Raw genomic sequence first — 14,409 nt, 5'->3', positions numbered from 1 at the left:
ATTATGTCTACTATTCAAAACAATATAGAACACATTAAAGGGCTAATACGCACCGCAGAAGAAAAATTCTCACGCCAACCACATTCGGTGCAATTGCTTGCGGTCAGCAAAACCAAACCAATTGAAGCATTGGAACAGGCAATTGCATCAGGGCAGCGTCAGTTTGGCGAAAACTATGTTCAAGAGGGAGTGGATAAAATTCACCACTTCAATGAGCACTATAACCAGACTGAGCTTGAATGGCACTTTATTGGACCAATTCAATCCAATAAAACTCGACTCATCGCAGAAAACTTTGATTGGGTTCACTCAATTGACCGTGAAAAAATAGCGCAGCGTCTCAACGATCAGCGAATCAACCTCGCACCTTTGCAAGTCTTAATTCAAGTCAACACCAGTGGTGAAGCCTCTAAATCAGGGATTGACCATGCCCAAACTTTTGCACTAGCACAGTTGATAAATGACCTGCCTAACCTCACATTAAGAGGATTGATGTCGATTCCTGAAAATGTATCGGATTATGCTTCTCAATTGGCCGCTTTTGAGCATTTGAAAAACCTGCAATTACAACTGCAGCAGCATTACCCTCAAGTCGATACTTTATCAATGGGCATGAGCGGTGATATGCAAGCGGCGATTGAAGCTGGCAGCACTATGGTCAGAATTGGTACCGCTATTTTTGGTGAGCGTCATTACCCGACGGCTAAAGAATGAGTCTGCTTCTAAATTATGAACTAACGTCTACATAATGGGTTAGCCTTTAAATAATTGGTTCGCTTAATGTAACAATATTAGTCGCTAAAAATGGCATTTATCAGGCATAATTACCGTTATAAACCGAACAGCATTATCAGCAAAAAGGATGATTTTACATGGAGCAACGCAAAATTAGCTTTATTGGCTCGGGCAACATGGCTCGTTCTATTTTCGCCGGTATGCTATCGAGTGGTTACAAAGCCAAAAACATTACCGCTACTGGCCGTGATGAGGCTAAATTAAACGATCTCAGCGATTGTTATGGTATTCATACTACGACAGATAATATTAGCGCGGTTGAAACCGCAGATGTGATTATTTTAGCGGTAAAACCACAAATGATGGCCGATGTTTGCGCTGCGTTTAGCGGCATAAATTTAAGCAACAAGCTGATAATCTCGATTGCTGCTGGCATTTCAGCGCAACGATTAAATCAAATGCTTGGTCAAAGCGTTAATTTAGTACGAGTGATGCCCAATACACCATCATTAGTTGGTAAAGGTATGAGTGGTCTTTATGCTACTCCGCAAGTATCCAGTGCCGATAAGCAATTTTCTGGCGATTTAATGTCGAAGGTGGGTGAGATTTGTTGGGTAGAACAAGAGTCTGGTATTAATAATATTATTGCTGCTGCGGGTAGCGCTCCGGCATACTTCTTCTTGTTTATGGAAGCGATGCAGCAAGAAGCGATTGCCCAAGGTTTTGATCAAGATACCGCGCGCCTTTTAGTACAGCAAGCTGCATTGGGCGCCGCTGAAATGGTGGTGGCAAATCCTGAGTTAGAACTATCGACCCTGCGCGAACAAGTGACCTCTAAAGGCGGCACCACGGCCGAAGCGCTGCGCACCTTTAATGACTGTCACCTTTCGACCATTGTGGCCAAAGCGATGCAAGCGGCAGTCCGTCGCGCTGAAGAAATGGAAAAACAAATTTAAGATCGTTATTGAAAAACAGATAAAAGCGAGATCCCCTATCTACTCGCGTATCGGATGATGGCGTTCTGTTTACAATGCTCAAATATTCATCCTGGTTTAGCAACAACAAAATCAGCTAGGAAAAAAGAGAGTGCGTCATCTCGGAAACGACGAAGGAGTTATCCGTGATCTCGCTGTTAATTTTAATCTCAACCAAGGTTTTACATAAATGAACTCAGTTAACTTTTTAGTCTCAACGGCTTTTGATATTTATATCATGGTGGTGATCTTACGTGTGTGGCTACAACTGGCTCGCGCCGATTTTTATAACCCGTTCTCACAATCAATCGTCAAGGCGACTCAACCTATCATCGCCCCACTGCGCCGCATTATTCCATCGATTGGTAATGTAGACTTAGCGACGGTGATCTTTGCCTATGTTTTAAGCGTCCTCAAATTTGTAATTTTAACCATGATTGGCAGTGGTCAATTTATGTTTGATGTTGGCTTCCTTATCTTCGGCGCTATCGCATTAGTCAAAGCCGTGGGTGGATTATTATTCTGGATCTTATTATTGCGCGCAATTTTAAGCTGGGTCAGCCAAGGTCGCAGCCCAGTTGAATATGTGATGATGCAATTAACCGAACCACTATTGGCACCAATCCGCCGCATTCTTCCTCCTATGGGCGGTTTTGATCTGAGCTTACTGGTATTGTTCTTAGTTCTGCAATTTGCTAACTACTTGATGGGCGACCTTATTGGCGCTATTTGGTATCAACTATAGTGAATGCCGTTTATTACGTACAAGATGACCTTATTGTGCGTATTTACGTTCAACCCAAAGCCAGCCGCGATCAAATCGTCGGCTTGCATGGGGAAGAATTAAAAATTGCCATCACCGCGCCGCCGGTTGATGGCAAAGCAAACGCACACTTATCGAAGTATTTAGCCAAGCAATTTAAAGTATCAAAAGGTTCGATTTGTATCGAAAAAGGTGAACTCGGTCGACATAAACAAGTTCGAGTATGCTCACCAAAGCTTATACCCGACACCATTGCCGAGTTACTCAAGCAAGAAGAGTCTTAAATTTGAAATCAAAGGAAAGCACAATGAAAAAATGGATGTTATTACACCAATGGATGCTATTAACCTTATGCGCTTTGTTTTCACTTCCAAGTCATGCCGAACAATTTAAAACCATCAAGAATAGCGAAATTCATTATTCTGCGTTTAATTCGAGCTTGATCACTGCCGATGTGGCAACTCAATATCAACTCAAGCGTAATGGTCACTCCGCAATTTTAAATATCAGTGTGTTAGATAAATCTAAACTGGGCAAACCTGCCGTCGATGCTAAAATTTCTGGCAGCGCTAAAAACCTACTTGGGCAAACCAAGACACTTGAATTTAAACAAATCAAAGAAGGTAAGGCGATTTATTACTTGGCGCAGTTTGCCATTTCCGATCAAGAAAACTTAACCTTTAATATCAATATTGATGCGGGTGCTACCGGCAGCGGCCCGATTAGCTTCACGCAAAAATTTTATGTGGAAGAGTAATTCTATACCCAAAGTAATTGAAGTTGCAGTGAGTTAGCGCAGCTAACAAAGCTGCAGCTTCAAGTAAGACGGGTATAATCATATTTGGCCATCACTATGGTCGATAAAACAGACTCAGATGGCATAGATATTAACAATTAGGTATTAACGGTTAAATACTTAACCCCGTTTAATCACCACATTTATTCCATCAAATTTAATAATACGATGCAGGATCTCTCATGAAAAAACTCGTACTCGCCACTGGCAACCAAGGCAAAGTGAAAGAAATGGCCAGTTTATTAGCCGACTTTGGATTTGATGTACACGCTCAAAGCGAATTCAATCTTATCGAAGCGGAAGAGACAGGCACCACTTTTATTGAAAACGCCATTATCAAAGCGCGTCATGCCGCCAAAGAAACAGGTTTACCTGCGATTGCCGATGACTCAGGCTTAGAAGTTGATTACCTACAAGGGGCGCCAGGTATTTATTCAGCCCGTTATGCCGGAGCCGATGCCAGCGATCAGCAAAACCTTGAAAAACTATTAGCCGCGATGAAAGATGTCCCCGCCCAGCAACGCAGTGCGCGTTTTCATTGTGTCTTAGTGGTAATGAAACATGCCGATGATCCAACCCCGTTGGTTTGTCATGGGGTATGGGAAGGAAAAATCTTAACTGAAGCGATGGGCGAACACGGCTTTGGCTACGATCCAATCTTTTGGGTGCCAGAGGATCAATGCTCCTCTGCCGAACTTGAACCTATGCGTAAAAAACAATTATCCCATCGCGGAAAAGCGTTAAAATCACTCTTTACTCAAATGGCCGATCAGCCGTTTTTTAACTCATAATATCTTCTATCAAATCAACACATCCTAAAGTCATTGACGTTGTCGAGAGAAACAAACGACAACGTCAATAACCCCAAATTAAGGCGACAACGTGCTAACACCTCCTCCATTGAGCTTATATGTCCACATTCCTTGGTGTGTACAAAAATGCCCATATTGCGACTTTAACTCTCACGCCCAAAAAGGTGAGATCCCAGAAAGTCAGTACATCGACGCCTTATTAGAAGATTTACAGCTCGATATTGAGCATTATCAATTAGCGCAAGCATCGACTGCGCCGCGACGGTTGCATTCAATATTTATTGGAGGCGGCACGCCAAGTCTGATCTCGCCACCAGGCATCGGCCGATTATTACAAGGGATCGAAGCACAGATCGGTTTTGAAGATAATATAGAGATCACTATGGAAGCCAACCCCGGCACGATTGAAGCTGAGCGTTTTGCTCAATTTCAGTTACAAGGGGTGAATCGGATATCAATTGGGGTGCAAAGTTTCGAAGATGAAAAACTGCAAGCTTTAGGTCGAATTCATGGTAAGCAAGAAGCGATCAATGCCGCGCATCTCGCGCATAAAATTGGCTTAAACAGTTTTAACCTCGATTTAATGCATGGCCTTCCTAATCAAAGCCAGCAACAAGCTTTAGATGATCTCGACAAAGCGATTGAGCTCAATCCGTATCATTTGTCTTGGTACCAATTAACGATTGAACCGAACACCTTGTTTTATTCAAAGCCACCAACATTGCCCGATGATGATGATTTATGGGATATTTTTGAACAAGGCCACCAGCGCTTAACTAATGCCGGTTATGTTCAATATGAAATATCAGGCTACAGCAAGCCTGGCTATCAATGCCGTCATAACTTAAATTATTGGCACTTTGGTGACTACCTTGGTATTGGTTGTGGCTCGCACGGTAAACTCAGTTTTGCCGATGGACGCATTATTCGCACCACCAAAATTAAACACCCAAAAGGCTATTTAGCGGCTTATCAAAACTTAGTGAAACCTTACCGAGACACTGAAATTTTGGTCGAGCCCGTTGATCGCCCGTTCGAATATTTTATGAATCGTTTTCGCTTAATTGAAAGTTGCCCGAAAGCCGAATTTATTGCACGCACCGGAATGGCACTGGCGGAGATTGAAAGCGACATATCCACAGCCATTGAGCAAGGTTATCTAACTCAAACCGACACGGACTGGCAAGTGACTCAAAAAGGAAAGCTTTTCTTTAATGACTTAGTTGCGCTGTTTGTAGAAGATGAAGAATAAAAAAGCACTGAATCTCTTGGTTTAAGATAAAGAGATCCAGCGCTATTTAAATTAAAGAGAATCGCTATCTAAAAAATTGAACGACCTAATTGGTTTGATAACATTTCTAAAGCCGCGGTTCCTGCCAGTGAATTACCGGATTTATCCAACTCTGGTGACCAAACTGCGATACTCATTTCGCCAGGGATCACCGCAACGATCCCACCGCCTACACCCGATTTACCCGGCATGCCAACCCGAAAAGCAAATTCACCTGCGCCATCGTATAAACCACAAGTGGCTAATAGTGCATTTAAGCGTTTGGTTTGATTGGGTTGAATAATTTGTTTACCGGTTTGTACCGATTGACCTTTATTGGCTAGATAACTAAAAGTTTTGGCTAAATCGACACAACTCATTTTTAACGCACAGGCATGAAAATAATTATTGAGTACAGGGATCACTTCATTATCAAAATTACCAAATGAACGCATTAAATAGGCGATTGCCGCATTACGATCACTGTGCTGCATTTCAGAGAACGCCACGACTTTGTCGTACACAATATCAGTATCACCGCACAGCTTACGGGTAAAATCCAATAAGCGCTGACGCGGCGCGGCAAGACGGGTTTGCAGCATATCCGCCACCACAATCGCGCCAGCATTAATAAACGGATTGCGCGGAATACCTTGCTCAACTTCAAGCTGGATCATCGAATTAAACGCCTGCCCCGATGGCTCTTTTCCTACTCGTGACCAGATCTCTTCTGGCTGATATAACTGCATGGCAAGCGTCAAGCTCAGCGCTTTAGAAATCGATTGAATCGAGAAAGCTTCATCGGCATCACCAGCTTTGATCACTTCTCCATCGTTGGTATAGATAGCAATACCAAGCTTATCATTGGGAATACAAGCCAACGCAGGGATGTAATTGGCGACCTTTCCCTTGCCAATAAGAGGACGAACTTGATAGAGAATATTTGATAATAATTCAGGGGTGGCTTGAGGCATGGAACTCTCCTTTAAGGGCAAAAAAGCCAGCATTAGAGGCTGGCTTTTGGTTTTATTCTATATGACTTCAACTAACTGATATCAATAAGCCATTAAGCCGTGTGACGGTATTTAATATCCCACACGCCGTGACCTAAACGATGGCCGCGAGCTTCAAACTTAGTCAGTGGTCGCTCATCTGGACGAGCAATAAAATCACCATCGCTCGCGATATTTTCAAAACCTGGCGCCGCGTTCATCACTTCAACCATGTGTTCGGCGTAATTTTCCCAATCTGTCGCCATATGGAAAATGCCTTCATTCAACACTAGCTTATTGCGGATCATCTCAGCAAAGCTTAATTGAACGATGCGACGTTTATGATGACGCGCTTTATGCCAAGGATCTGGGAAGAATAGCTGCAAGGTTAGCACGCTATTATCAGGGATCATGTGTTCAAACACTTCGACTGCATCATGGCACATCACGCGTAAATTGGTGACGCCGGCTTCTTGCGCAGAAGCTAAACAAGCGCCAACACCAGGGCTGTGCACTTCAATACCTAAGAAGTTTTTCTCAGGGGCATTTTTTGCCATTTCAACCAATGATGCGCCCATACCAAAACCGATTTCAAGCACAACAGGGTTATTGTTGCCAAACACTTCATTCCAATCAAGACGTTGCTCGATAAAGTCGATGCCCATAGTTGGCCAGCAATCATTAATCGCGTTTTCTTGACCTTTGGTTAAGCGCCCTTCACGGCGAACAAAACTGCGAATTCGTCTTACAATTTTGCCATCTTCGGTTAATTGGGGTTTGGTTACTTCTGTCATGATTTCGCCTGAAGGTTTAAGTTTAAAAAAGAGAATAAAAGATGATTCAAGATAATTGGCGTTGCCGCGGCAAGTATCAAGAATATAAGTGGCGAATTATCCCAAGATACGCCCAAGGTGCAAGCTTTTATCCACAATATTGGTGATTTTATTTACATCCGGTTTACTTAATAACCTAGGTATGATGCAATCGGCGCTCAAGAATAAAACCATATAGAGCATGTTGTGACCCAATTCTCCCAAGCCATTTTGCAGTGGTATGAAAACTATGGCCGTAAAACCCTACCTTGGCAACAACACAAAACCGCTTATAAGGTCTGGTTATCGGAAATCATGTTGCAACAAACTCAAGTGACTACGGTTATTCCCTACTTTCATCGCTTTCTCGAGCGCTTCCCAACAGTAAACGATTTAGCCAACGCCCATCAAGATGAAGTATTGCACCTTTGGACTGGTCTGGGTTATTACGCTCGCGCGCGCAACTTACATAAAGCGGCAAAGATGGTACAACAGCAATATCAAGGCGAATTCCCACTCGATATTGAGCAAATGAATGCCCTACCCGGTATTGGTCGTTCGACTGCGGCAGCTATCTTATCTTCCGTTTATAAGCAGCCCCACGCAATTTTAGACGGTAATGTAAAACGCACCTTAGCGCGTTGTTTTGCGATTGAAGGTTGGCCAGGGCAAAAAATAGTTGAGAATCAATTATGGCAAATAGCGGAGCAACACACGCCAGCATTAGATGTCGACAAATACAATCAAGCCATGATGGATATGGGCGCGATAGTGTGTACTCGCTCTAAGCCTAAGTGTGACTTATGCCCTGTGGCTAATATGTGTCAAGCCAAAGCTCAATTACGCCAAACTGACTTTCCGGGTAAAAAACCTAAAAAAGTCAAACCAATCAAAGAAACTTGGTTTGTAATGTTGCATTACCAAGGAAAGGTATGGCTGGAACAAAGGCCACAATCTGGTATTTGGGGCGGATTATTTTGTTTCCCTCAACATGACACTGCCGAGGTTGAACATCAATTAGACTTGCGTTCTATTACAGAACCTATGATTAACAGTAAGCAAGTACTTACCGCATTTCGTCATACTTTTAGTCATTATCACCTCGATATTACTCCTATCTTGATTAATTTAACCCGTGAACCGAGTTTGGTGATGGAAGATAAGCAAGGTCTTTGGTATAACTTACCACAACAAAATAATGCTCCCGTGCAAGAGATCGGTTTAGCGGCACCAGTCAAGCAACTGCTGCATCTACTTTCTTTTGAATGTAACACCGCTATCTTTTGAATTTAAGATGGTTATGTCATTAAGCGAGCGCCCCCTTTATTCTATTCAAGAGGACTCATTATGAGCCGCACTGTATTTTGTAGTTTCTTAAAAAAAGACGCTGATGGTCTAGATTTTCAATTGTATCCTGGTGATTTAGGTAAACGTATTTTTGATAACATCAGTAAAGAAGCGTGGGGACAATGGCAACATAAGCAAACCATGCTGATCAATGAAAAGAAATTGAACATGATGGATCCTGAACATCGTAAATTACTTGAAACTGAAATGGTGAATTTCTTGTTTGAAGGTAAAGACATCATCATTGAAGGTTACACGCCACCAAGCGAATAGCTGATAAATATTAAGTAAGGCAAATAATGATGAGGCAAAAGTTATCGCCTCATTTTCGCTTATACCGCCCGCATCCATTTAAAATCATAAAATTAAAAATACAATGAATATTAAAACGTCGTTATTCATCTTAGTCTGCCTGATTTTATCTGGTTGTAGCCGTGAGTTTGTTGAAGGGATGTACGATGTGGATTACACCCCCTCAAATCGCTTTGCTAAAAACCTTGCTCCATTACCCGGTCAGTATCAAAAAGATACCGATGCATTAGATAATTTAATGACCCAGTTCTCAGGCGATATCGCCAAACGCTGGGGTAATGATGATATTAAAATGGCTGGGGCTAAAAATTACGTCAAATATACCGATGATTACTTAAACCGCTCAAATATTGATTTCGATAACGGCACCGTCACCATCGAGACCATTGCATCAACCGATCCCAAGCAACACTTACGCCACGCGATTGTGACCACACTGCTAACCCCAGACAAGCCAGGTAATGTCGATCTATTCTCATCTAAAGAGATCGCATTAGGGGGCAAACCTTTTCTTGCCGGTCAAGTAGTAGATCAAAACGGAAAATCAATAGAATGGTCATGGCGAGCCAGTCAGTTTGCCGACTATTTGATTGCCCATAAATTACAAAAACGCCAAGTTGATTTTAAAACCTCTTATTACGTCACCATTCCAATGGTAAAAAATCACTCCAAGTTACGCAGTTATCAATATGCTGACATCGTGCGTAAGGCGTCGAAAAAATACGATATTCCTGAAGATTTAATTTACGCCATCATCAAAACCGAAAGTAACTTTAATCCGTATGCAGTGAGTTGGGCTAAGGCTTATGGTTTGATGCAGATTATTCCAAGAACCGCCGGACACGATGTTTTCAATATTGTAAAAGGCAAATCTGGTATGCCAAGTCCAGAATATTTATACAATCCAGCCAATAATATTGATACCGGTACCGCTTACTTCTACCTTCTTGAAAAGCGTTACTTGAAAGGGATTAGTAACCCGACTTCATTACAGTACAGTATGATTTCAGCTTATAACGGTGGCGCAGGTGGTGTGTTTAATACTTTTGGTGGCGGGAAAACCAGTGCCATTAATAGCATTAACCATAATCAACCGAGTCAAGTTTACTGGGCATTGACGAAAAAACACCCGAATGCAGAGTCGAGACATTACTTAGAAAAAGTGACACGCTATAAAAAAGAATTCCATGCAATGAAGTAAAGCGTTCAAAAAACCGACCAAACGCTCAAATGCGCAGCAAACAAACACTTTTTTTAGGTTTTTTACAAAAAATAGTTGACGGTTTGGGCTAAAACTCGTTTAATAGCGCCCGTTGCCCGGATAGCTCAGTCGGTAGAGCAGAGGATTGAAAATCCTCGTGTCGGTGGTTCGATTCCGCCTCCGGGCACCACAATTTAAAATTGTTGGTGTTTGATTTTTAAAATTAAAACGGTAACATAGCAACACAGTAAAAGATATAGTGTGCCGACTTAGCTCAGTAGGTAGAGCAACTGACTTGTAATCAGTAGGTCACCAGTTCGACTCCGGTAGTCGGCACCATCTTTTGCCTCGATAGCTCAGTCGGTAGAGCAGAGGATTGAAAATCCTCGTGTCGGTGGTTCGATTCCGCCTCGAGGCACCATATATTGAATGTTGGTGTAAATCAGCATTGTAAAAGAGTAATTCCCCTTTAGTTCAGTTGGTAGAACGGCGGACTGTTAATCCGTATGTCGCAAGTTCAAGTCTTGCAAGGGGAGCCAATTTCGAAAGAAGCAATAAGCCTCATCCTTGGATGAGGCTTTTTTGTCTCTATCGCCCCAGCTCTCAGAAAAGTATAAAAAACAAAATCCTCAATTAAGCAAGAAACCGATTGTTATTTTTTTGTTGGTTATAGGTTAACTTCAATCAACACCTCAAAACCCTACGTTACTGTGCAACATTTGAACAATTAGTTCGAGCTCACTTTAAAAGTCAGCAAACTGTATTCCACATTTTTATTATTCCACTCCAGACTCAATGACTTTACGGTCAATTAGCACTATTTCTATCTAGCAAAACAATGTACTCAAGCAATATTGTTGAACCTAGTGGATATCTTTTTTATATGGAGATAAAAATGAAAACAACCCCTCTTTCAATAAGCGCCCTATTGGGTGTTATTGGTTTATCGGCACTATCGAGTAATGTGCAAGCTCATGGTTATATGGACTATCCACCTGCCAGACAGCAGATCTGTGATATAGATGGTGGCTATTGGGATTCTAGCGATGGCCATACCATTCCAAATACAGCTTGCCGTGCGGCATTTATTGAATCAAGCTGGACACCGTTTGTGCAAAAGCCGGAATTTGCCACTTTAGTCTCTAATTACAACAATCAAACAGCGGTTGAGACGGCGATCACCGACGGCAATCTTTGTTCGGCGGGTGATAAAGCCAAACATGGTATTGACCTCCCATCGCCAGATTGGCAAAAAACAAAAGTGGATTTAACCAATAATGGTAAGATCACTCTGCAATATCGCGCTAACACACCCCACAACCCAAGTTTCTGGAAAATCTACCTAAGCAAGCCAAGTTACGACTCTGCCACTATGCCGCTTGCATGGACCGATCTAGAGCTAATAGCCGATTTTGGCAACTTACCTATCGTCACCTTAAACGGTTTAAAGTATTACCAAATGGAAGTAACCCTACCAAGCGATCGCAGCGGCGATGCGGTTTTGTATAGTCGCTGGCAGCGTCAAGATCCCGCCGGTGAAGGTTTTTATAACTGTAGTGACATTTCATTTAGCGGTAATGACAAAGGCGATGGCGGCAATGATAACCCATTAGATAAATGGATAACCTCGGGGAATTATTTGGCTTCGACCGTAGATGCTAGTGTCGGCGATAGCGTATGGTTCCGCGTATTTGATGAGAATGGCAATGAAACCGTATTCGAAAAATTCACTGTCACCAATGATGATGAGCATGTATGGGGACAAGATCTAGCCAACGTGATCAATCAAAAATATGCTCAGCAAGTCCAAATTGGTTTAAAAAACAATTCAACCACAACAATTGAATATCAAATCAATGATTTATATAGCAATTTAGTTTATTTAACCCATAGCAACCACACCCAACGTCTTGAAGTCAAAACCGGCAATAATGCGCCTGTAATTAGCGCTCCAACCCAATTGAGTGTTGAAAGTGGTAAAAGTATCATCTTTGATGTTTCGGTGAGCGATGCTGATAACGATCCACTGATGTTTAGCGTCGATAAAGGCACTATCCTATCTCAAACCGCAACCAGCGTTACCATTAACTACCAAGCGGCTGTAACGGACGTTGATAGCAGTGATAGCCTTACGGTCTCCGTGGGCGACCCAGCATCAACCACTACAGCGGTCGTGACTATCGCGATTAGTGCTGAAAAAAATGATGACGGCGGTAATAGCGGTGAGACAACATGGAACGCCGATACTATCTACAACACCGGCGACACGGTTTTATTTGCAGGGATTACTTATACAGCAAAATGGTGGATTAAAGGCGAAACACCCAATACCTCTGCCGCGTGGGAAGCACAGCGTAATGCGAATGATACCCAGTGGCAATCCAACTTGGTCTACACCTCTGACGATGTAGTGAGTTATAACGGTTCAAATTATAAAGCTCAGTGGTGGACGAAAGGCAATCAACCCGATCAAGGTGGGCCTTGGAAAAAACAGTAACAGTAATGCTTTAAAATACGATAAATGATATTTCAAGTATCGTAAAGTGTGCATTAAGGGGTCTAACATTCTGTGTTAAGACCTCTTTTTTTATCCATTTATCGCCTTATTCATCGATAATTTAACCTTTCTTTTTTATCATTAATAAGCCACTTTTCATTCCAACTGACCATTTATTGGGTTTTACTGAAGTTCCTCTCATTAATAACAAGTTGATTTTTTCAATCTAAAGGCAAAAAAATACACTTTTTATCAGCAAAGGTGGCAATAAACGCACAGCGGCGATTATAAAAACAGCAAACGAATGTTTTTTTGCATTTTACTGTTGACGGCAACCTCGAAAAACCGTTTAATACCCCCCGTCGCCCGGATAGCTCAGTCGGTAGAGCAGAGGATTGAAAATCCTCGTGTCGGTGGTTCGATTCCGCCTCCGGGCACCACTATTTATAGTTGGTGTCCACGACAAGTAGACATCAGTTAAAAGAAAAGAAGAAAATTTGTGCCGACTTAGCTCAGTAGGTAGAGCAACTGACTTGTAATCAGTAGGTCACCAGTTCGACTCCGGTAGTCGGCACCATTCTTTTCTCGTTTATACTGCGACAACGCATATAAAACGAAAAATAAAAAGTATAATTCCCCTTTAGTTCAGTTGGTAGAACGGCGGACTGTTAATCCGTATGTCGCAAGTTCAAGTCTTGCAAGGGGAGCCACTTTCTGAAACTTTGATGTATATTGAAGTTTCATAAAGCCGACTTAGCTCAGTAGGTAGAGCAACTGACTTGTAATCAGTAGGTCACCAGTTCGATTCCGGTAGTCGGCACCATTCTTCTGTTTTAATAAGCAGTGAGAATAAAAAAGAATAATTCCCCTTTAGTTCAGTTGGTAGAACGGCGGACTGTTAATCCGTATGTCGCAAGTTCAAGTCTTGCAAGGGGAGCCAATTTCGAAAGAAGCAATAAGCCTCATCTTTGGATGAGGCTTTTTTGTATCTGCGCTATTTCTCTTATCTATCGCTAGCTGACGACATCCGCTTAGCTCAATAGTTTTGTTCGAATCCAAATTACACATTCACCTCATCAATGAGAAATAACTTTCCATAAAAAACAGCCCGCCTTTGATTTACCTTTATATAAAACACTGTATTATTAAATAATAACTTTAAGAGAGAGCTATCATGAAAAAAATATTACCAGTTATTACATTAGGCTTGTTAACGGCTTCAGGCGCATCATTCGCAGCAGACACATCCGGCCCATACATTGGGGCGGGTATTGGGGTAGGGATCTTTAGCGCAGGTGATTACGCTGACGACCTCGGTAGCGGTGATCCTAAATCAAGTGGTGTGGCGTATAACGTTTATACCGGCTATATGTTTAACCGTATTGTTGGGGTCGAACTTGGCTACAATGATTACTCAACCTCGACTTACGACAAAAATGATATAAAAACCAAGCCAACCTCGATTTCACTCGCGGCGAATTTAGGCTATACCTTTGATAATGGCTTGCGTCCCTTTGCATTGATTGGCTTAAGTTCAACCAACCTACATCAAACAGGTAATGCTTTAATACTAGATAAAGACAATACTGCCGCTCTGCATTACGGTCTAGGGCTTGATTACACCCCAGCTAGCCTATCGGGCGTTGGCTTCCGAATTGCCTACCAAATTGATGCTTTCAGTGTAGACAGCGATATAAATATTAAAAATGGTAAGTTAAAAAAGACTTCCTACACCATGGGGGCTGGAATGGCTTACGCTGCGGTAAGTTACCATTTCTAATAACCTAAACAACTATAATGAGTTCAGACTGAGGTTTCCCCCAGCCCCAGCCTCACCCTATACAAGGAAGTATAATCTAAAGGGGACTCGCTCAATTTGGAGCCTCCCCTTTAGATCT

Annotated in this window: 14 protein-coding genes and 9 tRNA genes; 21 read left to right on the top strand and 2 right to left on the bottom strand. The window is 42.2% G+C overall.

Annotated features, from left to right (window positions below):
• The first annotated feature begins 3 nt into the window (after positions 1–3).
• From GFB47_RS02335 to hemW, 7 genes are all read left to right on the top strand, one after another.
• Positions 4–714 carry a YggS family pyridoxal phosphate-dependent enzyme gene (locus tag GFB47_RS02335; RefSeq protein ID WP_153446244.1) on the top strand — a complete coding sequence of 237 codons (711 nt, stop codon included), beginning with the start codon at positions 4–6 and terminating at the stop codon, positions 712–714.
• A gap of 158 nt (positions 715–872) precedes the next feature.
• The gene (gene proC / locus GFB47_RS02330) at positions 873–1,691 is read left to right on the top strand and encodes a pyrroline-5-carboxylate reductase (protein ID WP_153446242.1); all 819 of its coding nucleotides are present in this window, start codon (positions 873–875) and stop codon (positions 1,689–1,691) included.
• 208 nt (positions 1,692–1,899) lie between these two features.
• Positions 1,900–2,454, top strand: coding sequence for a YggT family protein (locus GFB47_RS02325; RefSeq protein WP_153446241.1), 555 nt, complete (start codon positions 1,900–1,902; stop codon positions 2,452–2,454).
• On the top strand, positions 2,454–2,756 hold the full coding sequence (yggU, locus tag GFB47_RS02320) for a DUF167 family protein YggU (protein ID WP_407701685.1): 303 nt from the start codon (positions 2,454–2,456) through the stop codon (positions 2,754–2,756). The genes GFB47_RS02325 and yggU overlap by 1 nt, the downstream gene beginning before the upstream one ends.
• A 53-nt stretch (positions 2,757–2,809) precedes the next feature.
• Positions 2,810–3,229 carry a DUF4426 domain-containing protein gene (locus GFB47_RS02315; protein WP_407701693.1) on the top strand — a complete coding sequence of 140 codons (420 nt, stop codon included), beginning with the start codon at positions 2,810–2,812 and terminating at the stop codon, positions 3,227–3,229.
• A gap of 221 nt (positions 3,230–3,450) precedes the next feature.
• On the top strand, positions 3,451–4,059 hold the full coding sequence (locus GFB47_RS02310; RefSeq protein WP_153446239.1) for an XTP/dITP diphosphatase: 609 nt from the start codon (positions 3,451–3,453) through the stop codon (positions 4,057–4,059).
• A gap of 91 nt (positions 4,060–4,150) precedes the next feature.
• On the top strand, positions 4,151–5,332 hold the full coding sequence (hemW, locus tag GFB47_RS02305; RefSeq protein ID WP_153446237.1) for a radical SAM family heme chaperone HemW: 1,182 nt from the start codon (positions 4,151–4,153) through the stop codon (positions 5,330–5,332).
• Positions 5,333–5,400: 68 nt separating this feature from the next.
• Here the strand turns inward: hemW and glsB are convergent, their stop codons facing one another.
• Positions 5,401–6,324: a glutaminase B gene (glsB, locus tag GFB47_RS02300; RefSeq protein ID WP_153446236.1), complete on the bottom strand. Its 924-nt coding sequence runs from the start codon at positions 6,322–6,324 to the stop codon at positions 5,401–5,403.
• A 92-nt stretch (positions 6,325–6,416) separates the two neighbouring features.
• Positions 6,417–7,136, bottom strand: a complete 720-nt coding sequence (gene trmB / locus GFB47_RS02295; RefSeq protein WP_153446234.1) for a tRNA (guanosine(46)-N7)-methyltransferase TrmB — start codon at positions 7,134–7,136, stop codon at positions 6,417–6,419.
• A gap of 225 nt (positions 7,137–7,361) precedes the next feature.
• Here trmB and mutY point away from each other — a divergent pair, with 225 nt between their 5' ends.
• The 14 genes from mutY to GFB47_RS02225 all read left to right on the top strand — a co-directional run bounded on the left by mutY (position 7,362) and on the right by GFB47_RS02225 (position 14,291).
• Complete coding sequence (gene mutY / locus GFB47_RS02290; protein WP_153446233.1) at positions 7,362–8,441, top strand: A/G-specific adenine glycosylase; 1,080 nt, start codon at positions 7,362–7,364, stop codon at positions 8,439–8,441.
• Positions 8,442–8,501: 60 nt separating this feature from the next.
• Positions 8,502–8,774 carry an oxidative damage protection protein gene (locus GFB47_RS02285; RefSeq protein WP_153446231.1) on the top strand — a complete coding sequence of 91 codons (273 nt, stop codon included), beginning with the start codon at positions 8,502–8,504 and terminating at the stop codon, positions 8,772–8,774.
• Between the two features lie 103 nt (positions 8,775–8,877).
• Positions 8,878–10,014, top strand: a complete 1,137-nt coding sequence (gene mltC, locus GFB47_RS02280) for a membrane-bound lytic murein transglycosylase MltC (RefSeq protein WP_178306434.1) — start codon at positions 8,878–8,880, stop codon at positions 10,012–10,014.
• Between the two features lie 114 nt (positions 10,015–10,128).
• A tRNA-Phe gene (locus tag GFB47_RS02275) sits at positions 10,129–10,204 on the top strand.
• 73 nt (positions 10,205–10,277) lie between these two features.
• Positions 10,278–10,353, top strand: a tRNA-Thr gene (locus GFB47_RS02270).
• A 6-nt stretch (positions 10,354–10,359) separates the two neighbouring features.
• Positions 10,360–10,435, top strand: a tRNA-Phe gene (locus GFB47_RS02265).
• A gap of 42 nt (positions 10,436–10,477) precedes the next feature.
• Positions 10,478–10,553, top strand: a tRNA-Asn gene (locus tag GFB47_RS02260).
• 356 nt (positions 10,554–10,909) lie between these two features.
• Positions 10,910–12,511 carry a lytic polysaccharide monooxygenase gene (locus GFB47_RS02255; protein WP_153446229.1) on the top strand — a complete coding sequence of 534 codons (1,602 nt, stop codon included), beginning with the start codon at positions 10,910–10,912 and terminating at the stop codon, positions 12,509–12,511.
• A 364-nt stretch (positions 12,512–12,875) separates the two neighbouring features.
• Positions 12,876–12,951 (top strand) — tRNA-Phe (locus tag GFB47_RS02250).
• Between the two features lie 61 nt (positions 12,952–13,012).
• Positions 13,013–13,088: transfer RNA gene (locus tag GFB47_RS02245), tRNA-Thr, on the top strand.
• Positions 13,089–13,145: 57 nt separating this feature from the next.
• Positions 13,146–13,221, top strand: a tRNA-Asn gene (locus tag GFB47_RS02240).
• A 37-nt stretch (positions 13,222–13,258) separates the two neighbouring features.
• Positions 13,259–13,334, top strand: a tRNA-Thr gene (locus GFB47_RS02235).
• A 41-nt stretch (positions 13,335–13,375) separates the two neighbouring features.
• Positions 13,376–13,451, top strand: a tRNA-Asn gene (locus GFB47_RS02230).
• Positions 13,452–13,685: 234 nt separating this feature from the next.
• Positions 13,686–14,291: a porin family protein gene (locus GFB47_RS02225; protein ID WP_153446228.1), complete on the top strand. Its 606-nt coding sequence runs from the start codon at positions 13,686–13,688 to the stop codon at positions 14,289–14,291.
• Positions 14,292–14,409: the final 118 nt, after the last annotated feature.

Source organism: Vibrio algicola (genome assembly GCF_009601765.2).
Classification (GTDB): Bacteria; Pseudomonadota; Gammaproteobacteria; order Enterobacterales; family Vibrionaceae; genus Vibrio; species Vibrio algicola.
The sequence above is the reverse complement of the archived record's forward strand: the minus strand, read 5'-3'. Positions and strand labels throughout refer to the sequence as shown.